Below are 18,654 nucleotides of genomic sequence, written 5' to 3'. Positions count from 1 at the left end.
CGTCACGAATGATGCTGCATGGCAGATGGCTGGCTTACGGTGCAAGGCTCCCGCGCGCCGCGGCATCGAGCATGTCGCGGGCGGCGGCCGGGTCGAAGCTGTCGCGCTCGCCGATCAGCACCAGCCGGCATCCCGCGGCCTGCACGGTCCCCGCCGGTGCCAGCGTCGCCCGCTGCCCGGCCATCTGGAAGACCAGCGTCCGGTCACCATGCTCGTCAAGCCGCAGGAAGCCCTTCACCCTGAGCAGGGACGGCGACAGCCGGCCGATGACGGCCTGGAACCCCGCCAGCGGCAGGGAACCGGGATGATCCCACTCCAGCGAGGCGAAGCGGTCGTCGGAAATGCTGCCCGGCTCGCTGCAACTGATGCGGCTGGATCTCGCCTGCCCCAGAATCGCGGTCAGCGGCAGCAGCGGATCACCGGCGTCGAAGACCCTGGTCTTGCCCGCAGCGGCAAGCAGCTGCCGGACTGCAGCGGCAGCCTCGGCATCCAATGCCTCGGTCTTCGACAGGCAGACGAGATCGGCCTGCCGCAGCTGCGCCTGCCATAACGGGTCGCCCCGCCGCGACCCGGCATCCTCGGCATCGACGACGCAGACGATGGTGTCGAGCGCCGCACTCTGCCAGATCACCGGATCCATCAGCGCCTGGACGATGCCCGCCGGGTCGGCAACGCCGCTGGCCTCGACCACGATCAGGTCGAAGCTCTCGGGCCGGCCAAGGATCTGGCGCAGCGTCCGCAGCAGGTCGCCCTGCAGCGAACAGCAGATGCAGCCGTTCTTGAGCCCGATCACCGTGTCGTCCGCCTCGCCGATCAGCATCGCATCAATGTTGATGGCGCCGAAGTCGTTGACGATGGTGGCGATGCGCCGGCCGTGCTCGGCCTGCAGCAGCCGATTGACGAAGCTGGTCTTGCCGGCGCCGAGAAAGCCGGTGACGAGCAGGATGGGGACGCTCATCCCGCCGCGCTGCGCAGCGGGCGGCCGCCGCGGGCGGCGATGTCGAGTTCGCCGTCGCTGATGGCGGGCGCGCCGTTGACCAGAAGATGCACGACCCCTTCCGACGTCCGGTTCATGTCGGTGAAGGTGGCGCGGTCGGTGATCCTCTCGAGGTCGAAGACCACCACGTCGGCGTCGCATCCCACCTGCAGGCGGGCCTTCCGGCGGATCTGCGGCGCGCAGCCCTCGATCACCCGGGCGGGATGGATGGTGCACTTGGCCAGCGCCTCGACCAGCGGCAGCGTCCGCCGCTCGCGCACATGGTCGCGCAGGAAGCGGGTGAACGTGCCCGACGAGCGCGGATGCGCCGAGAGGTTCTCGGGCAGCGGCCATTCGGTTCCCGTGTAGATGCGGCCGTCGGGCTCGATCCAGGGCATGGCGTCGGAGGCGATGGAGCCGCCCGGATAGGTCACCGACAGGTCGAGAAGCCGGCGGTGCTCGGCGTTCACGTCGACATCTAGGAAATGCCACATCACCAGGTCGGCTGGCGCCTCGTCGCGCGCCCGCTTGATGTCCTCGACATCGGTGAACCGATGATGGTTGCGGATCAGCTCGATGGCATCATACGGGCTGCCTGTCCGCTTGCTGAAGTCGGGGTCGGTAAAGAAGCCGGCGCTGACCACGGTGGCGCCGGTGCCGTAGGGATAGGCTTCGGTGGTCACCGGCAGGCCTTGCGCCTGCGCCCTGGCGACCAGCTCGACCACGCGCTCGATGTCCATCAGGCTGGTGGAGTTGAGGTGGCAGATGTGCATGTGCGCGCCGGTCGCTCCGGCCAGCCCGATCAGTTGCACATAGCTGTCGACCGAGCTCTGAGGATCGATGTTGCTCATATAGGCGATGTGGGTGAAGGTCGGCGTGCCGTATTCGAAGGCGAGGTCGCAGACGCAGCTCAGTTCCTTGACGCCCGCGCCGGGCGCGTAGCCGTTGGGAATGCCGATGCCGATGGCGCCCTCGTCGAGGCCGCGGCGCAGATGCCCGACGATCTCCGCGGTCTGGCCGGCGTCTGTGGCTTCCGTCGACCAGCGCATGTCCTGCGAGCCCTTGCCCATCTGGTCGATCGGATGCACCGAGGCGTCGAGCTCGATGACGCCGAGCGTCGCCTTGCGGGCGAAGATCCATGCAGCAGACGTGCCGTAGTTGAGCACGCGCGGCGTCTTTGCCTGTTCCTCGTACCAGCCGGCCACCGGCAGCGCCCCCACCTCCAGTTCCAGCGACGTCGTCACGCCGTCGAAGGCCTGCATCCGGTCCGCCGCCACCGACTGGCCGTGCCCGTGCAGGTCGATGAAGCCGGGCGAGACGATCAACCCGGTGGCGTCGATTTCCCGGATGCCGCCGCCGATATCGGTGCCGATCGCCACGATGGTGTGGCCGGAAATGCCGACGTCGCAGACTTCGTCAAAACCGGTTTCCGGATCGATCACCCGGCCGTTGCGAATGAGAATGTCGAAGGACTGGGTCATGGTCGTACCTTTTCGGACGTCGGATTTTCGGTCTTGGGCCAGTAATCATCATCGCGCCGCGTGAAGGGGATGATGGTGAAATCCGGGGTTATGGCGCCGGGGGTGGCGAGATGAATCACCTCCGAGGCGATCGGCGCGAAGGCTGCATGGAAATGCTGCGACGACTTGACCACGATCACCTTCATGGCGGCGAGATCGATGCCGAGATCGGTGAAGACCTGCGGATGAAACGTCTGGCTGCGCACCGAGTTGATGACCAGATGCACGCCGTCGGCCTCCAGCCACACGCTGTCGCCAAGGCGCTGAAGTCCCTTGCCGAAGAGCTGGGTGGCGTCGAGCCGGATGCCGCGGACCGTCACATCGAGATCGACCGGATCGCCGGACATCGGTCCGATCTTGCCGCCGAGGCGGATCCGCATCACCGCGCCGACGCCGGCATCGATGCACATGCGGGTGAGCACCGGATCCCAGAACAGGCTCATCGCCACGTCCTTGAGCCCGCGGTCGAGCACCGCGCGGAGCACGAAGGTCGAATCCGACGGCGCGCCGCCGCCGGCATTGTCGGCAAAATCGGCCAGCACCACCGGCCCGGCGTCGGCAGCCATGGCCCGGTCGAGGCCGGTTTCGATGTCGGGATAGCGGATGCGCAGGCGCTCGCGCAGGCCCCAGAGCCTGTCGCCGAGTTCGCGGGCAGCAGCGGCAGCCACGTCGGCATCGCCATCGGCAATCACCAGTGTGCGGGTGCCGCAGCGCGGACTGTCGCCCCACGGAAAGCCGTGTGCCAGCGACACCGACAGGATTCCGCCCTGCCCCTCCATCGCCGTCATGGCGTCGACATAGGTTCGCATCGGCTCGAACGGCGTGTGGTACATGGCCATCATGCGGCAATCGTGGTCGCGCATCACCGGCCTGATCGACCCGGCCACGGTCGCCGCGCAGAGCGAGAACACCTCCTCGGCGCGCTCGCCGATGTCCACATGCGGATATTCCTTGAAGCAGACGATGATGTCGGCCGCCTCCAGCATTGCTTCGGTCAGGTGGCAGTGCGGATCGATCTCGAGGCCGATCACCGCATCGGCGCCGACGATCCCCCGCGCCCTCTGCATCAGGTCGCCTTCGCAGTCGTCGTAGCCCTCGGCGATCATCGCGCCGTGCATCGACAGCAGCACCACATCCACCGGCATCGCGGATTCGAGATCGGCAAGGATGTCGTCGCGCATGCTCTCGTAGACCTGCCGGATCGTCGGTCCCGCCGGCTGCGCGTAGGTGGCGAGACCCTCGACCACCTCCCAGCCCTCCGCCTCGGCGCGCTCGCGCCAGACCACCAGCGGAATGGCGAAGGAACTGGGCGGATGGCGCGAAGCCTCCTTGGTGTAGAGCCCTTCCCGGAAAGAGCTCCAGCCGGTGGGAATGGGCGCAAACGAGTTGGTTTCCGTGGCCATCGCGGCCATGAACATCTTCATCGCCGGCTCTCCCCGCCTGCCGCCGGCGCGAAACCGCGCGCCAGTTCGGCCAGCACATGGACGAGGATGACCGCGAAGGCGATCGGGATCGCGATGCCGAAGACCATCATCGGCAGATCCATCGTCTCGGCCTGCCTGCCCGCCAGCCGGGCGATGTAGCCCCGGGCTGGATTGGCGCCCGGGCCGAAGACGCAGAACCAGAGCGTGGGCAGCACGAAGGCGAGCACGCCCAGGCTGCGGACCACCAGCAGCAGACGGCCGCGGTTGCCGGTCATGACCAGCGCCTCCGGAAACAGCGTCGGGTCCACCTTGGTGCGGAAGGCGCAGGAGGCGCCCATCAGTCCGCCCCAGACCATGGAGAAGCGCGCCAGCTCCTCCGTCCAGGCCGGAGGCTGGGAGAGGAGATAGCGGGCGATCACCTGCCAGCCGGCCGCGCCGAGCATCACCGCCACCGCGGCGACTGCCACCGCGAGGGCCACCCGGTTGAGCAGCGCCGACAGCGCGTCCATGAGATTGGCGATCGCCCGCATGACGTTATTTCCCGATTGCCTTGGACCATGCCTCGAGCGCGCCCTCGGGCATGACGACCTGCTTGTAGAGCGGCTGCGAGGCTTCGCGGAACTTGGCGCGCTCCTCCTCGCTGAGCTCGATCACCTCGATGCCGGCGGCCTTGAGGTCATCGAGAATCGTGGTCTGGGAATTGAGCCAGGCCCGGTTGGCCTTGTGGGCTTCCGCGGCGGCCTCGTCGACGGTCTTGCGCTCCTCGTCGGAAAGACCCTGGTACCAGTCCTCGGACACCAGCGCGACGCGCACCGAGGCGCTCATCTTGGCATCGGTGAAATGGCGGATGAAGCCGGTGTGGCCGAAGACCAGCGGGATGGAGGGCGGATTGATGTAGCCGTCGGCCACACCGGTCTGCAGCGCGTTGGGCACTTCCGACCAGGAGACGATCGTGCCCTTGGACCCCCAGGCCTCGAAGGTCTGGATCTGCACCTCGTCGAGCGCGCGCATGCGCAGGTCGGCCATGTCGGCGAGCGTCGCGACCGGCTTGCTGGTGGTGTGGATGCCGGAGGGCAGGCCGAGATAGACCGCGTCCATCACCCGGACGCCCTTGGGGATCGTGCCCTCGTTGATGCGGGCGAGCATGCCGCCCTCGCCCAGCGCCTTGTCGAGTTCGGGAATGTCGGCGAAGAAATAGGGCATCATCGTGCCCATGATGGTGCCGTCGAGCGTGCCGGCCGACTTGGCGTCCGACATCGAGACCTCGAGCAGGCCCTGGCTGACCTGGTCGAGCCGCTCGGCTTCCTCTCCCAGCGCGTTGCGTTCGTACTCCTCCGCTTCCATTCCGTGCTGCTTGAGATACTCGGCGAAGGTGTGGGCCCAGACATAGGTGCCCGACTGCTGCAGGTCGGCCGGTGTGTCCAGCGCGATCTTGATGGGCGCGGCCAGGGCCGGGGCGGCCAGCACGAGGGCGATCGCCGTCAGCGGCGCCGCGAGGCATTTTGAAAACTTCATGTTCTTCCCTCTTCTCTTGTTGTGACGTCTAGTGCCATAGACCCATGGCACGGGGTAACCAGATGCTGATCTCGGGGAATGCCACGAGAACGGCCAGCACCGCGATCTCGGCGATGACGAAGGGAATGACCTTCCGCGCCAGATCCCAGTAGCGCACGCCGGTGACCGACGAGACGATCAGCAGGCAGCCCCCGAGCGGCGGCGAGACCAGCCCGATGGACAGGTTGAAACAGATGACGATGCCGAGATGCACGGGGTCGGCGCCGTTGGCGAGCGCCACCGGCGCCAGCAGCGGCACCAGCAGCGCCAGCGCGACGGTGATGTCGAGCACCATGCCGGCCAGGATGAAGATCACGTTCATGGCCACCATGAAGCCGATCGGACCAAGCCCCATGCGCTCGACGATGGCGGCCACCGCCTGCGGGATCCGCTCCAGCGCTGCAAGATGGCCGAAGGCCGCGACCGCGCACAGGATCATGAAGATCGAACCGGTCAGCACCGCGGTCCGGCTCAGGCTCTCGGAGATGTCCGACCAGCTGAGCCCGGTGTAGAAGAAGGCGGCGAGGCAGGCGGCGAAGACGGCGACGGCGGCGGCCTCGGTGGGCGTCATCCAGCCGAAGATGATTCCGCCGACGATGATCAGCGGCAGCGACAGCGCCGGCAGTGCCGCGCCGATGGACGGCAGGATCCGGGGCGCGTCAGCCTTCTCGACCCGCGGATGGTCTTCCTTCCAGGCATACCACGCATTCATGCCGAACAGCGCGAGGGCCAGCAGCAGACCGGGCAGGATGCCGGCCACGAACAGCGCCGCCACCGAGGTCTGCATCAGCGAACCGTAGAAGATGAGGATGATGGACGGCGGCACGATCGGTCCGATGATCGACGAGGCGGCGGTAATGGCCCCGGCATAGGCGTCGGTGTAGCCGCGTTCCTTCATCGCCGGCACCAGCGTGTTGGAGAGGGCGGCCGCATCGGCGATGGCCGAGCCGGAGATGCCGGCGAAGAAGACGCTGGTCATGATGTTGACGTGGCCCAGGCCGCCGCGCAGCCGGCCGACGAGCGACATCGACAGGTCGATGAGCGATTTGGTCACGCCGCCGCGGTTCATCAGCTCTCCCGCCAGGATGAACAGCGGCATGGCCAGCAGCGAAAAGACGCTGATCTGCGAGAACACCTTCTGCGGCAGCACGGCAAGGTAGCGGGTGTTGTCGCTGGCCACGAACGTCAGCACCGCCGCGCCGCCGATGACATAGGCGAGCGCCAGGCCGGAGCCGAGGAAGGCGGCGGCAGCAAGGGGGACGAGCCAGATCATGCAGCCACTCCCGGCCGGACCGGCGCGGTGCTGGCCGGATCGAATCCATGGTCGTGGAGGAAATCCGGCAGGGCGCGGCCGAGCACCTGGGCGGCGACGAACTGCGAAATGGCCGGCGCGCTCTGGATGCCGTAGCCGCCCTGCCCCGCCAGCCAGTAGAAGCCCGGCACCAAGCCGGAATAGCCGATCACCGGCGAGCCGTCGGCCACGAAGCTGCGCAGTCCCGCCCATTTGTTGTCGATGCGGCGGATGTCGAGCGCGAAGGCAGTGATGATCCGGTCAACGCCGATGGCGACATCGAGCTCCTCCGGCTGGGCGTCGCAGGGCTCGGAGGGCGTCTCGTCGGCCGGCGAAATCAGGAGCCGCCCGGCGTCCGGCTTGAGGTAGAATTCCTCCTCGACGTCGATGGTGATCGGCAGATGCGCGCAGTCGGTGCCGGCGGGTTCGGCCACCACCATGGCGGTGCGCCGCTTTGGCGTCAGTCCGATCCGTCCGGCGCCGGCAAGAGTGCCGATTTCGTCCGCCCAGGCCCCGGCGGCATTGATGATCACGGCCGCGTTCAGCGCTCCCTGCCTGGTCTCGATCTCCCAGCCCTCGCCGGTGCGGCCGAGGCCCGTGACCGCGGCGCTGGTGATGACCGTGCCGCCGGCCGCCCGGAAGCTGCGGAGATAGCCCTGGTGCAGGGCGTTGACGTCGATGTCCTGGCCGCCGGCATCGTGCATTCCGGCGGCGGCGTAGCCCGGGCGCAGCAGCGGCTGGATGCTGTCGAGCACATCGCCCTCGACGCGCCGGGTGCCGGAATCGGCGGAGACGGCCTCGATCAGCGCGTCCAGCGCGCCAAGCTGGTCGCGGCGCGCGATCATCAGGATGCCGCGCGGCGAGAACAGCGGCGCGCCGGCAAAGCCGGCTGGCGGATTCTCGAAGAAGGCGCGCGAGGCGCGGGTGAGCGCGCGGATCGCCGGCGGGCCGTAGCTGGGGGCGAAGACGGCGGCGGACCGGCCGGTGGTGTGGTAGCCCGGCTGCTGTTCCATCTCGATCAGCGCCACCCGGGCGCCCGAGGCCAGTTCGGCCGCCGCCGAGGCGCCGGCGATGCCTGCGCCGATGACGACGATGTCGAAGCTCTGGCCGTGAGCGGGATTGGGCATGCAGGGTTCCTCTCCGATTTCGCGCCGGCCTTTGACTTCAGCGCCTCCAGATCGTAGGGAAAATATTTCCAATATCAACATATAATTTTCCTATCGGAAAATTTTTCTTTTCATCTGTATCTGGGGGAGCTTTATCGTGTAATTCATCCTGTGCAGATCATGTCCGGAGCGCCGCAACCATGTCGATCAAGAGCCAACTCGGAATACGGCTGAAGACCCTCAGGAAGGCGCGCACGCTCACGCTGATGGAACTTGCCGCGCTGTCGCACGTGTCCGCCTCGACCATATCCAAGATCGAGAACGGGGCCCTGTCGCCGACGCTGGACCTGATTCTCAAGCTCTGCGAGGGGCTCAATGTCTCCATCAGCCAGCTCGTGTCCGAGAGCGACGAGACGGCGGGCGGCTCGACCGCGCCCAACGGCCGCTTCTCCCCGGCACGCCGCGATGAAGGCGTGCTCATCGACACCGCGAACTACGACTATCTGTATCTGTGCTCGGAGCTCAAGAACAAGCGAATGGTGCCGATCCGGGCGCGGCTGAAGGCCCGCTCGATGCAGCAGTTCGGCCCGCTCTTCCGCCACGGCGGCGAGGAGTTCCTCTATGTGCTCGAGGGCGCGGTGGAGGTGCACAGCGAGTTCTACGCTCCCATCGCGCTTGCCCGCGGCGAAGGCGTCTATCTCGACAGCACCATGGGCCATGCCTATCTCAGCACCAGTGACACCGACGCGGAGATCCTGTGCATCTGCACGGAGGCCGAACTGCCGCAAGGCCGCTGAGCGGCGGAGCGCGTCGGTGCGGCCGCGCGTCAGCCGTCCTCTTCCACGGCGATGACGCGCGCCGGGGATCCGTCGGAGTCGGGCAGCCTGAGCGGCAGCGCGTAGATGAAGGTCCTGGGATTTTTCAGGGCTGCGAAATTCCCGACATATTCGATCAGGATCACGCCGTTGCGGAGCAGCACGTCATGGGAGACAAACTCCTCCATGGGCGCCACCTCGCCGGTCAGCAGCTGCCGGATGGGGTAGTCCTGCGGAAAATCCGGCGCCAGCGCCTTCAGTCCGGTCGACAGCAGCCATTCGCAGGCGTCCCGCGACAGATAGGGCGCGTCGGTCCAGAATTCGGCGGTGTCGAGATCGCGCTTGAGGTCCCAGCAGGTCTTGATCAGCACGATGTCGCCGGGGCGCACATGGCCGCCGCGCGCGGCCAGCCGCGCGGCGGTGATTTCCTCGTTCGGCGCGATGTCGGACAGGTCGATCACCGACGCCTCGCCGATGGTTGTCGAAAGCGGCACGTCGCTCGACGTCAGGCCGTCGCGGACCATGTGGCGCGGGGAATCGATATGGGTGTAGCCATGGACGATGAGCTTGATCCAGGTCGTCTGGAAGGCGTCGCCCTTTTCGTAGTCCTTGGCCAGGCCGCGTTCCATGCCCCAGCGGAAATGCGGGCGGATGGCCACGGAGAGATCGATGTACTGGGTCATGGCGCTTGATTATCCTTGGGTTTCTTGAGTTGCATCGGAATATTGCCGGGCCTAGTGTTCCGGGAAGGACGGAGGCCGGAGCCTGAATGGACAAGACCGACAAACTGGAAGTTTTCGTCATCGTCGCGCGCACGCGCTCGTTTTCGGCCGCCGCCAGGCAGATCAACCTGACGCCCTCGGCGGTCAGCAAGATGATCAACCGCCTGGAGGAGACTCTCGGCATTGCCCTGTTCGACCGCTCCACCAAGACGCTGACGCTGACCTTTGAAGGCGAGACCTATCTCGACTGCTGCGTGCGGATCCTGTCTGACCTGGAGGAGACCGAACGACAGATCAAGGACCTGAAGTCGGTTCCGAGCGGGCGGTTGAGGATCACCAGCTCGGTTCCCATCGGCGTCCGCCACATCCAGCCGCTGGTCCCGAAGTTCAACAGCTGCTTTCCGGACGTCGACATCGATCTCAGCCTCGCCGACGATGTCGTCGACATGGTCGACCAGCGCATCGACATCGCCATCCGAGTCGGAAAGCTGCAGGATTCCTCGCTGATTGCGCGCAAGCTGTGCAACAGCCGACGTGTCCTGGTCGCCAGTCCCGACTACATCGCCCGCAAGGGCATGCCCCGGACACCGCACGATCTCGTCAGCCACGACTGCCTGCAGTTCAACATGAACGGCGCCCTCAACGAGTGGCCCTTCCTGATCAACGGCGCCGTGCAATCGATCGCCTCGGGCGGCAAATACTCCGCCAACAACGGCGAGACCATCCGGCATCTGGCGCTGTCGGCAGTGGGCATCGCCCGCCTCGCCTGGTTCCAGGTTGGAAACGACATCGTCGAGGGCCGGCTCGTGGCCCTTCTCGAGGAGTTCCATCCCAATGACATCCAGGGAATCTACGCGATCTTCTTCAGCCATCGCTTCGTCTCCTCCCGGGTGAGGTCCTACGTGGATTTCCTGATCGAGAACCTGGGCGACGAACGTCCATTTCTCGGCGCGAAGTACCAGCGCCAGGCCCTTTCGGGCGCGCCAGCCTGAAACCGCGCCGCCCTGCGGCGGCGCGCCGGGCCGCATCACGCCCGGCCGGAGATCACCTCTGCGAGGATGCTCTCATACTCCTCGAGCGTCATCGGACGCACATTGCTGGCATGGGAATGATCCCGCATCGCCGCCTGCGCGATGTCGGCAACGACATCCAGCCCCACGCCCATCTCTCCGATGCTGTGCGGCAGTCCGAGGTCGGTGTTGAGGCCGGTGACCCAGGCGGCGAGATCTGCGTCGGCCTCGAGCCCGATCGTCTGTCGCAGCACCGCGAATTTCGCCGGCGCCGCATCCTTGCAATAGCGCAGCACGATGGGCAGGATCGCCGCGTTGAGCGTGCCGTGGTGCAGGCTGACATTGCGCAGCCCGCCCAGCGGATGCGACAGCGCATGGACCGCGCCGAGTCCCTTCTGGAAGGTCATGCCGCCCTCGAGCGCGGCAATCATCATCTCCTGCCGCGCCTCCCGGTCCGATCCGTCCCGATACGCGCGGCGGATGTGGCGGGCCGCCCGCCCGAGGCCGTCGAGTGCGATCGCGTCGGCGGGCGGATTGAACTTCGGACTGAGATAGGTCTCGATGCAATGGGTGAGCGCATCCATGCCGGTGGCGGCCGTCTGCACGGGCGGCAGGCCGAGCGTCAGTCCCGGATCGCAGATCGCCAGCGCCGGAATCAGCTTGGGCGATATCAGCCCCAGCTTGCGGCCGTCGGCAAAGGAGATGATGGCGCCGCGCCCGACTTCGCTGCCGGTGCCGGAGGTGGTCGGAATCGCGACCAGCGGCGGCACCGCATTGGTGATCCTGCCGAGGCCGCCCTCGATCACTGCGTAGCGGTGCAGCGGCTCGGTGTGATTGACGAGCAGCGCCACGGCCTTGCCCAGGTCGATGGGCGAACCGCCGCCGACCGCGACCACGCTGTCGCACCCCTCGCTCCGGTAGACGTCCAGAGCGGCATAGACCGCGTCCGCGGTGGGATTGGGCGGCGTCCGGTCGTAGACGGGCGCGCCCTGCATTCCGGCCGCCCCCAGGGCCTGCTCCAGCAGGCCGGCCGAGACAATCCCGGCATCGGTGACGAAGAGCGGACGCCTGGCCCCCAGCCCCGCCAGGCCCTCGGCCAGTTCGTCGATCGCACCGTATCCGAACCGGATCGTCGTCAGATAATTGATGATGTCGGACATCACGTCTCGCTCCCTTGCTAGGGCGGCCCTGCTGGCCGCCTGATTTGTCCCGCCGCCATGCCCGTGGGGCGCCTTGCCTCACCGCGCGCGCGATGGCCGCATTCATGGTGTCCGGTCTGCCCGTCCCGCCCGGCCCGCAGCCGGCCCGAGACTTGCCGAGACCGGACCTTTGCCATCCGTCCAGTCCGGCACGGCCGAGTATGCATCGAAGCCCGCCGCGCCCTGGATCGAAATAACGGCAAAACCGTTTTTCCAAATCTTCGCAAACCGCCGGCCCCCCGTTGTCGTAGGTTTTCCGCAGTCCACCGTGCCGACAGCGCCCCGAACAGCCGATCAGGATCGGGTGGCGGTTGCGGGCCGGGGAACCATGCAGGATCGGAAGGCAGCCGGACAGCCCGGATGCCCCGTCGTGCCGAACTGAAAGAATGGAGCATTTTCTGTGAAGAATATCGAGAACAAGTACGTCAAGACGCCGACCGGCTACCTGATGGTGCTTATCCACAAGGACAATGTGATCGAAGCGCTCTCCGCTTTGGCCGAACGGGAGGAGATCCCCTCGGCGACATTCTTCGGTCTGGGCTTTGCCGGTGTCGCCACCTTCGGCTTCTATGATTTCGACGACAAGGTCTTTGTCCCCAAGACCTACCACAACATGGAGTTGGCCAACCTGACCGGCAGCATCGCCTGGCAGAAGGGCAAGCCGTCGATCCACGCCCACGGCACCACCACCGGCGCCGATTACCTGGCCACCGGCGGGCACATCCTTGATCTCGAAGTGGGCACAGGGTCCATGGAGATCACCATTCTGCGACATGACAAGCGGCTCGAGAGGGAGATCGATCCGGTCATCCAGGCGAACATCCTGCAGGTTCGCTGACACGTGTGCCGACGTCCGCCGGAGGGGGCGGACGTCATTCATTCAAACCGTACGGGAGGAAGACATGAGAATTGCAAAACTGATGAGCGCGGCGGTCGTGGCCGTCGCCGCAATGACGCCGGCAGCCTGGGCGCAATATCCTGAACAGCCGCTGACCATCATCGTGCCCTGGAGCGCCGGCGGCGGAACCGACGCAGCCGCCCGCATGATCGGCAGCCTGCTCGAACGCGATCTGGGCCAGCCGGTGAAGGTGATCAACCGCACCGGCGGTTCCGGCGTCGTCGGACATTCGGCGATCGCCAACGCGGCCCCCGATGGCTACACGCTCGGTCTCATCACCAGCGAAATCAACATGATGCACTGGATGGGCCTCACCGACCTGACCTACGAGGCCTATGAGCCGCTGGCGATGATGAACGAGGATCCTGCGGGCGTCCATGTCAAGGCCGATTCCGAGTGGAACGATCTCAAGTCCATGATCGAGGACATTCGGGCCAATCCGGGCAAGTTCAAGGGAACGGGCACAGGCCTCGGCGGCAGCTGGCATCTTGCGCTTGCAGGCCTTCTCAACAAGCTCGACATCTCGGCCGACGCCATGCCCTGGATTCCGAGCAAGGGCGCGGCGACCGGGCTCCTCGACGTTGTCGCGGGCGGGGCCGATGTCGCCCCCGTGTCCCTGCCCGAAGCCACCTCGCTGGTCGAGGCAGGAAAGCTCAAGACACTCGCCATCATGGCGGGCGAACGCGCCAAGAACTTCCCGGACGTGCCCACCGTCGAGGAAGCCATCGGGGTCTCCTGGAACCAGGGTGTCTGGCGCGGAATGGTGACGCCGGCAGGCGTCGACGCCGAGATCCGCCAGACGCTGATGGCGGCGCTCGAGAAGGTCTACAACGATCCGGAATATGTCGAGTTCATGAACAGCCGCGGCTTCGGGCTTCGCTGGATGGACGGTCCCGGCTTCGCGACCTACCTTGCCGAGAGCGACAAGGAGCTCGGCGCGGTTCTCAAGGCAATCGGACTGGCCAAGTAGAGCCTTCGCTTCGCGCGGGCAGGTGCAGCATGTCGCAAGACGATGCACCTGCCCGCGCATCGAAGACTGATGGCCAATTGCCGTGCGAAGGAGAGTGCCTTGCGCCTGCCCGATGACGTTCTCGGAATGCTTCTGCTTGTTGTTGCGGGCGGCTACGCCGCCATGGCGCTGGCGCTGCCGGGAGGCGCGCCGGGCGACTACGGCCCGGAAGTCTTCCCGCTGCTGATCTCCACCCTGACGGCGGCCGCCAGCCTGTCGCTCGTCTTTCGCGGTCTTCGGGCCCGTCGCGCCGCCAGCATGCCCGCCGTGCGCGAGCCGCGGAACTGGCTCCAGGGCGCGGCCATCTGCGCGGCGATCCTGGCCGTCGTGTTCGTCATGCCCATCCTCGGCTTCGCGCTGACGATATGCCCGATCCTGTTTCTGATTTTTTGCATGCTGGGCGTCCGGATCCGGGTTGCGGTGCTGATTTCGATCCTGGCGACATTCGCAATCCAGCTGATTTTCGGAACCTATCTTCTCGTGCCACTGCCGAATGGCCCTTCCTTCCTGCGCTGGATGAACTTCTAGGAGATTCGAATGTCCTCTCTTGAACTGGCCTTCAATTTGGTAGCTCAATGGGATGTGGTGATCAGCGTCGGTCTGGCCGCCATATTCGGGCTCTTCGTGGGCGCCATACCGGGGCTCACCGCCACCATGGCCATGGCCGTTCTGGTCCCGATCACCTTCTATCTCGATCCGATACCGGCCGTCGGAGCCATGGTCAGCTGCTCGGCGATGGCGATCTTCGCCGGCGACATCCCGGCGATGCTGCTGCGCATGCCCGGCACGCCCGCTTCGGCCGCCTATGCCGATGAAGGCTACCGGATGACGCTTCGCGGCGAAGCCGAGCGGGCGCTCGGCGCCGGCCTGCTGTTTTCCGCCATCGGCGGCCTGTTCGGGACCGTGGTGCTGATGATCGCCGCGCCCATGCTGGCGGAGGTGGCGCTGGAATTTTCGTCCTACGAGTATTTCTGGCTTGCCCTTCTGGGCCTCACCAGCGCGGTCTTCATCGCCTCCAAGGACGCGCCCAAGGCGCTCATCAGCCTGATGATCGGTCTCGGCGTCGCAACGATCGGGCTGGAGAACCCCTCGGGCCAGCCCCGGTTCAATTTCGGCAGCATCGAACTTCTGGCCGGCGTCAACTTCATCGCCGCTCTCATCGGCCTGTTCGCGGTTTCCGAAGTGCTGCGCAATGTCATCAATGGCGGGCTGGTCGCGCCCAAGCTCGACCAGATCCGGATCGGCAACCCGGTGCGTGAATGGGGACAGCTCATCCGCCGCTACTGGCGCCAGCAGCTCCGCGGAAGTTCCCTTGGAGTCGTCATCGGCGCCTTGCCGGGGGCCGGGGCCGACATCGCCTCCTGGATGGCCTATGCGGTCAGCCGCCGCTTCTCCAGGGACCCGAAGAAATTCGGGACGGGCCACCTCGAGGGGATCGTCGAAAGCACATCCGCCAACAACGCCGCGCTCGGCGGCGCCTGGGTTCCGGCGCTGGTCTTCGGCGTGCCCGGCGATTCCATCACCGCCATCGTCATCGGCGTCCTCTACATGAAGGGCATGAATCCCGGCCCGACGCTGTTCCTGCAGAATCCCGAGAACATCTACGCGGTGTTCCTGATCTTCATCGCCGCCAACGTCCTGATGATCGGCTTCGGCTGGACGGCAATCTCGATCGCCAAGCGGATCCTGACCGTGCCGCGCAACGTGCTGATGCCGATCATCCTGGTCTTCTGCATCACCGGCGCCTACGCCAGCAACAACGGCATGTTCGACGTCGGCGTGATGCTGGCCTTCGGGATCCTCGGCTACCTGATGGAGGAAAACGGCATCCCGATTGCCCCGTGCATTCTGGGTCTCGTGCTAGGCGAACTGGTCGAAAGCAATTTCATCACCTCGATGCTGAAATCCGATGGCGAACTGCTGGCGTTCCTCCAGCGGCCCATATCCCTCGGACTCGGGATCGTGACGATTCTCATTTGGTGCATTCCGCTGGTTATGATGGTCAGGAGCCGGCTGCAGGGCAAGGCGCTTGCGGCAACCACCACGGGCGATCACTGAGCAGGGACGGGAACAATGAAAATCATCGATGCGCATCAGCATTTCTGGGACATCACCAGCAACTACCTGCCTTGGCTATGCGACGCAGAGCCGCTGCCCAACTTCCGCTATGGTGACTATTCGGCATTGCGGCGCAATTACATGCCTGCCGATTACCGTCGCGACTCGGAGGGTTTCGAGGTCATCGGCGGTGTCTTCGTCGAGACCGAGTGGGACCCCGGCGACCCGCTCGGCGAAATCGCCTGGGTCAAGAACCTCGCCGCGCGGGAAGCGCTGCCGTCGGTCGCCGTCGGCCAGGCCTGGCTCGACCGAGGCGACGCGCCGGAGCTTCTTGCAGCCTATGGCGCCGACGGCTTCCTGCGCGGCATCCGCCACAAGCCGCGCGCCGTCGGTCGCCCGGAAGCGGTCGAGCCCGGCGCGCCGGGCAGCATGGGCGATCCGGCCTGGCGGCGCGGCTTCCGGCATCTGGCGCCGAACGGCCTCTCCTTCGACCTGCAGACGCCCTGGTGGCATCTGGCCGAAGCCCGGCAGCTCGCCGACGATCACGGCGACACGGTGATCATCCTCAACCACACCGGGCTTCCTTCCGACCGCTCGCCCGAGGGCCTGAAGGGCTGGCGGGAGGCCCTGGCCCTGTTTGCCGGCGCGCCGAACACGCTCATCAAGATCTCCGGCATCGGCGTGCCCGGCTCGGCCTGGCCGGTCGAGGCCAATCGCCCGGTGGTGCTCGACGCCATCGAGCTGTTCGGCACCGGCCGGGCGATGTTCGCCTCCAACTTCCCGGTCGATTCGCTGGTTGCCACCTACCGCGAGATCTATTCGGGTTTCGACCGCATCACCGGGTCGCTGACCGCATCGGAACGCGAAGACCTGTTCTGGCGCACGGCAGCGGAAGTCTACCGCGTGCCGCTGGAGCAGCCCGCGTCGAAAGCGGCCGAGTGAAGTCCACATCAACATCCAGAACCGGGAATATCATCCATGCGCATCACTGACATCCGCGTCACCCGCTACGGCGGCGACGTCGAGGGAACCTACATCGGCGAAATTCTCATCGTTCACGTCCACACAGACCGGGAGATCACCGGCATCGGCTTCAGCAGCGCGCCCAAGGGCATGGGACGCATGTTCGTCGATGTCATCCGCACCATTCTCGCCGAAGCCGTGATCGGCGAAGATCCGCGGCTGCATGCCGACCTTTGGGAGAAGATGTTCCGGGTCATTCCGCGCCGCGGCGGCGAGGGCTTCGTCCGCCTGTGCATGTCGGCCATCGACTTCGCCCTCTGGGACATCAAGGGCAAGCTCATCGACGCACCGGTGTCGACGCTGTTCGGCGGCCACAGGCCGCTCATCCCCACCTATGCGAACTGCGCCCATCACCTCGCTCCCGACGCCCTCGCCCGGCGTGCCGCCGAGTATGTCGCCAGCGGACACAGGGCGCTCAAGATCCGCGGATCGCTCACCCATGTCAGCATCGCGGAAGCGACCGCGCGGGTCTGCGCGGTGCGCGAGGCCATCGGTCCCGACGTCAAGCTGATGGTCGACGTCAACGGTACCTGGGATGTCGACACGGCCATCCAGCAGCTCAAGGCATGGGAGCCCCACGATGTCTACTGGCTCGAGGAGCCGGTCGCCCCGGAGGACTTCCAGGGCTACCAGCGGGTCAAGGCGAATGCCGGCCGCACCTATATCGTGGGCGGCGAGCAGAATGCCGGCCTGGCCGAGTTCCGCGCGCTCATCGATCACGCCAACATCGACATGATCCAGCCCAACGCGGCGCTGACCGGCGGCATCACCGACTGGCTCAGGATCCACGCCTATGCCACCGCGCGCGGCGTGCCGGTCTCGCCCTGGAACCTGCAGATGATCCATCTGCACGTGGCGGCCGGACTGCCCAACGTCAAATGGGTCGAGTATTTCATGCCCGACAACGCGCTCCTGGGAATCCAGACCCGGCTGTTCTCCGGGCCCACCATCCGCGAGCAGGTCACCCCGGAGGGCATGTTCCTGACGGCGCCCGAGGGCCCCGGGCTCGGGCTGGCTCTCGACGCTGAGCTCGCCGAGCAGACGCTGATCGCGGACTGATCAAGCCGCGCCGCCGCCACGCCGCCGCCGCTTATCCGGCGGCGCCAATCCCTGCCCCCGCCCGGAGCGACCGACATGACGCACTTCCTGGCCGACACCCTGTGGACCGCCCGCGGGTCGGGCCCGCTTCTCCCCCGTTCGGCTCTCGCCGGCATCGCGGGTCTCGACGAGGCCTACCTGATCCAGCAGCAGTTGGCGGCCATGGATCCCGGACCGGTCGCGGCGTGGAAGATCGGCGCCACCAGCCCGGCTGCGCTGGCGGCGATCGGGCTCGACGAGCCGTTCTTCGCGCCGGTGAAGCGGCCGAACATGCATCTCGGTGCGGCGGTGATGGCGGTGCGCGCGGCCCATGCGCCGCTCCTCGAAACCGAGTTCGCCGTCTGCATGGGCCGCGACCTGCCGGCCCGCGGCACGCCCTACGGCCGGGACGACATCGCCCTGGCGACGGCATCGGTGCACGCGGCCTTCGAGGTCGTGGCCACCCGGTTCGAGGGCGGCGTGGCCCAGTCGGGACTGCTTGCCATCGCCGATGGAGGGGTCAACCAGGCCGTGGTGATCGGGCCGGAGATCCCTTGCGGCGATCCCCTATCCTTCGATCGGATTGACGTCACACTGGAGCTTGCGGGCGTCGAGACTGCCCGCGGCACCGCCGCCGGACTGCTCTGGCCCCACATCTTCGACGCGGTCGCCTGGCTCGCCAACCATCCCCGCCTGCCGCCGCGCTCGCTCGCAAAGGGCGACTTCATCCTGACCGGCACCTGCACGGGCGTGACGCCGCTTCGGCCGGCTCTGGCGGCACGGGGCCGCTTCGGCTCCGGCGCTGTGGTCGAGGCGGAGTTCATCGCGGCAGCTTAATGCATGTCGCCCGAAAGTGTGCGGCGGTTTCGGGATCACGACATGCAGAATTACAAAGAGCTTAAGCAAATCGCGGGAATGCGAATTCACGCGATGTGCTTTAGGCATTCGCGGCGCGGCTTTGCCGGCCTCCAA

General features: G+C 66.4%; 18 protein-coding genes. 9 read left to right on the top strand and 9 right to left on the bottom strand.

Annotated features, from left to right (window positions below; all coding sequences use genetic code 11):
- Nucleotides 1-34: 34 nt before the first annotated feature.
- The 7 genes from DFR52_RS21465 to DFR52_RS21435 are packed head-to-tail and all read right to left on the bottom strand — an operon-like array spanning nucleotide 35 to nucleotide 7,892.
- Complete coding sequence (locus tag DFR52_RS21465) at nucleotides 35-958, bottom strand: CobW family GTP-binding protein (RefSeq protein ID WP_110034063.1); 924 nt, start codon at nucleotides 956-958, stop codon at nucleotides 35-37.
- Nucleotides 955-2,457: an amidohydrolase family protein gene (locus DFR52_RS21460; protein WP_110034062.1), complete on the bottom strand. Its 1,503-nt coding sequence runs from the start codon at nucleotides 2,455-2,457 to the stop codon at nucleotides 955-957. Before DFR52_RS21460 ends, DFR52_RS21465 begins: the two co-directional genes overlap by 4 nt.
- Nucleotides 2,454-3,920: a M81 family metallopeptidase gene (locus DFR52_RS21455; protein ID WP_110034061.1), complete on the bottom strand. Its 1,467-nt coding sequence runs from the start codon at nucleotides 3,918-3,920 to the stop codon at nucleotides 2,454-2,456. Before DFR52_RS21455 ends, DFR52_RS21460 begins: the two co-directional genes overlap by 4 nt.
- Complete coding sequence (locus DFR52_RS21450; protein ID WP_110034060.1) at nucleotides 3,917-4,450, bottom strand: TRAP transporter small permease; 534 nt, start codon at nucleotides 4,448-4,450, stop codon at nucleotides 3,917-3,919. The genes DFR52_RS21455 and DFR52_RS21450 overlap by 4 nt, the downstream gene beginning before the upstream one ends.
- 4 nt (nucleotides 4,451-4,454) lie before the next feature.
- Nucleotides 4,455-5,435 carry a TRAP transporter substrate-binding protein gene (locus tag DFR52_RS21445; RefSeq protein ID WP_110034059.1) on the bottom strand — a complete coding sequence of 327 codons (981 nt, stop codon included), beginning with the start codon at nucleotides 5,433-5,435 and terminating at the stop codon, nucleotides 4,455-4,457.
- A gap of 28 nt (nucleotides 5,436-5,463) precedes the next feature.
- Nucleotides 5,464-6,747 (bottom strand): TRAP transporter large permease, encoded by a 1,284-nt coding sequence (locus DFR52_RS21440; RefSeq protein WP_110034058.1) that lies wholly within the window; start codon nucleotides 6,745-6,747, stop codon nucleotides 5,464-5,466.
- On the bottom strand, nucleotides 6,744-7,892 hold the full coding sequence (locus tag DFR52_RS21435; protein ID WP_110034057.1) for an NAD(P)/FAD-dependent oxidoreductase: 1,149 nt from the start codon (nucleotides 7,890-7,892) through the stop codon (nucleotides 6,744-6,746). Before DFR52_RS21435 ends, DFR52_RS21440 begins: the two co-directional genes overlap by 4 nt.
- A gap of 179 nt (nucleotides 7,893-8,071) precedes the next feature.
- Between DFR52_RS21435 and DFR52_RS21430 the strand changes: the two genes are divergently transcribed.
- A complete protein-coding gene (locus DFR52_RS21430; protein WP_110034056.1) occupies nucleotides 8,072-8,668 on the top strand; it encodes a helix-turn-helix domain-containing protein in 597 nt (198 codons plus the stop codon).
- Between the two features lie 29 nt (nucleotides 8,669-8,697).
- Here DFR52_RS21430 and DFR52_RS21425 read toward each other — a convergent pair whose 3' ends face one another.
- On the bottom strand, nucleotides 8,698-9,369 hold the full coding sequence (locus DFR52_RS21425) for a cyclase family protein (protein WP_110034055.1): 672 nt from the start codon (nucleotides 9,367-9,369) through the stop codon (nucleotides 8,698-8,700).
- An 86-nt stretch (nucleotides 9,370-9,455) separates the two neighbouring features.
- Between DFR52_RS21425 and DFR52_RS21420 the strand changes: the two genes are divergently transcribed.
- The gene (locus DFR52_RS21420) at nucleotides 9,456-10,400 is read left to right on the top strand and encodes a LysR family transcriptional regulator (protein ID WP_110034054.1); all 945 of its coding nucleotides are present in this window, start codon (nucleotides 9,456-9,458) and stop codon (nucleotides 10,398-10,400) included.
- A 35-nt stretch (nucleotides 10,401-10,435) separates the two neighbouring features.
- On the opposite strand, the gene DFR52_RS21415 is transcribed toward DFR52_RS21420, so the two are convergent.
- Nucleotides 10,436-11,578 carry an iron-containing alcohol dehydrogenase gene (locus tag DFR52_RS21415; protein ID WP_110034053.1) on the bottom strand — a complete coding sequence of 381 codons (1,143 nt, stop codon included), beginning with the start codon at nucleotides 11,576-11,578 and terminating at the stop codon, nucleotides 10,436-10,438.
- A gap of 439 nt (nucleotides 11,579-12,017) precedes the next feature.
- Between DFR52_RS21415 and DFR52_RS21410 the strand changes: the two genes are divergently transcribed.
- The 7 genes from DFR52_RS21410 (at nucleotide 12,018) to DFR52_RS21380 (ending at nucleotide 18,519) form a co-directional block, all read left to right on the top strand.
- Nucleotides 12,018-12,455 carry a PPC domain-containing DNA-binding protein gene (locus DFR52_RS21410; protein ID WP_245415432.1) on the top strand — a complete coding sequence of 146 codons (438 nt, stop codon included), beginning with the start codon at nucleotides 12,018-12,020 and terminating at the stop codon, nucleotides 12,453-12,455.
- Between the two features lie 64 nt (nucleotides 12,456-12,519).
- Entirely contained in the window at nucleotides 12,520-13,485 is a 966-nt protein-coding gene (locus DFR52_RS21405; protein WP_110034052.1) for a tripartite tricarboxylate transporter substrate binding protein, read from the top strand.
- 99 nt (nucleotides 13,486-13,584) lie between these two features.
- Entirely contained in the window at nucleotides 13,585-14,052 is a 468-nt protein-coding gene (locus tag DFR52_RS21400) for a tripartite tricarboxylate transporter TctB family protein (RefSeq protein ID WP_158285014.1), read from the top strand.
- A gap of 9 nt (nucleotides 14,053-14,061) precedes the next feature.
- Nucleotides 14,062-15,582 carry a tripartite tricarboxylate transporter permease gene (locus tag DFR52_RS21395; protein ID WP_110034050.1) on the top strand — a complete coding sequence of 507 codons (1,521 nt, stop codon included), beginning with the start codon at nucleotides 14,062-14,064 and terminating at the stop codon, nucleotides 15,580-15,582.
- Between the two features lie 15 nt (nucleotides 15,583-15,597).
- A complete protein-coding gene (locus tag DFR52_RS21390; protein ID WP_110034049.1) occupies nucleotides 15,598-16,524 on the top strand; it encodes an amidohydrolase family protein in 927 nt (308 codons plus the stop codon).
- A gap of 36 nt (nucleotides 16,525-16,560) precedes the next feature.
- Entirely contained in the window at nucleotides 16,561-17,664 is a 1,104-nt protein-coding gene (locus DFR52_RS21385) for a mandelate racemase/muconate lactonizing enzyme family protein (RefSeq protein ID WP_110034048.1), read from the top strand.
- Nucleotides 17,665-17,739: 75 nt separating this feature from the next.
- Nucleotides 17,740-18,519, top strand: coding sequence for a 2-keto-4-pentenoate hydratase (locus DFR52_RS21380; RefSeq protein WP_110034047.1), 780 nt, complete (start codon nucleotides 17,740-17,742; stop codon nucleotides 18,517-18,519).
- The last annotated feature ends 135 nt before the right edge of the window (nucleotides 18,520-18,654 follow it).

It is taken from the genome of Hoeflea marina, from assembly GCF_003182275.1.
Classification (GTDB): domain Bacteria; phylum Pseudomonadota; class Alphaproteobacteria; order Rhizobiales; family Rhizobiaceae; genus Hoeflea; species Hoeflea marina.
This window is presented reverse-complemented; position numbering and strand designations above follow the sequence as displayed.

Coding starts and splice junctions, on each gene's coding strand:
- DFR52_RS21405 (WP_110034052.1), top strand. CDS start 12,520: ATGAGAATTGCAAAACTGATGAGCGCGGCGGTCGTGGCCGTCGCCGCA.
- DFR52_RS21395 (WP_110034050.1), top strand. CDS start 14,062: ATGTCCTCTCTTGAACTGGCCTTCAATTTGGTAGCTCAATGGGATGTG.
- DFR52_RS21440 (WP_110034058.1), bottom strand. CDS start 6,747: ATGATCTGGCTCGTCCCCCTTGCTGCCGCCGCCTTCCTCGGCTCCGGC.
- DFR52_RS21425 (WP_110034055.1), bottom strand. CDS start 9,369: ATGACCCAGTACATCGATCTCTCCGTGGCCATCCGCCCGCATTTCCGC.
- DFR52_RS21465 (WP_110034063.1), bottom strand. CDS start 958: ATGAGCGTCCCCATCCTGCTCGTCACCGGCTTTCTCGGCGCCGGCAAG.
- DFR52_RS21460 (WP_110034062.1), bottom strand. CDS start 2,457: ATGACCCAGTCCTTCGACATTCTCATTCGCAACGGCCGGGTGATCGAT.
- DFR52_RS21390 (WP_110034049.1), top strand. CDS start 15,598: ATGAAAATCATCGATGCGCATCAGCATTTCTGGGACATCACCAGCAAC.
- DFR52_RS21435 (WP_110034057.1), bottom strand. CDS start 7,892: ATGCCCAATCCCGCTCACGGCCAGAGCTTCGACATCGTCGTCATCGGC.
- DFR52_RS21430 (WP_110034056.1), top strand. CDS start 8,072: ATGTCGATCAAGAGCCAACTCGGAATACGGCTGAAGACCCTCAGGAAG.
- DFR52_RS21415 (WP_110034053.1), bottom strand. CDS start 11,578: ATGTCCGACATCATCAATTATCTGACGACGATCCGGTTCGGATACGGT.
- DFR52_RS21380 (WP_110034047.1), top strand. CDS start 17,740: ATGACGCACTTCCTGGCCGACACCCTGTGGACCGCCCGCGGGTCGGGC.
- DFR52_RS21450 (WP_110034060.1), bottom strand. CDS start 4,450: ATGCGGGCGATCGCCAATCTCATGGACGCGCTGTCGGCGCTGCTCAAC.
- DFR52_RS21455 (WP_110034061.1), bottom strand. CDS start 3,920: ATGAAGATGTTCATGGCCGCGATGGCCACGGAAACCAACTCGTTTGCG.
- DFR52_RS21420 (WP_110034054.1), top strand. CDS start 9,456: ATGGACAAGACCGACAAACTGGAAGTTTTCGTCATCGTCGCGCGCACG.
- DFR52_RS21385 (WP_110034048.1), top strand. CDS start 16,561: ATGCGCATCACTGACATCCGCGTCACCCGCTACGGCGGCGACGTCGAG.
- DFR52_RS21445 (WP_110034059.1), bottom strand. CDS start 5,435: ATGAAGTTTTCAAAATGCCTCGCGGCGCCGCTGACGGCGATCGCCCTC.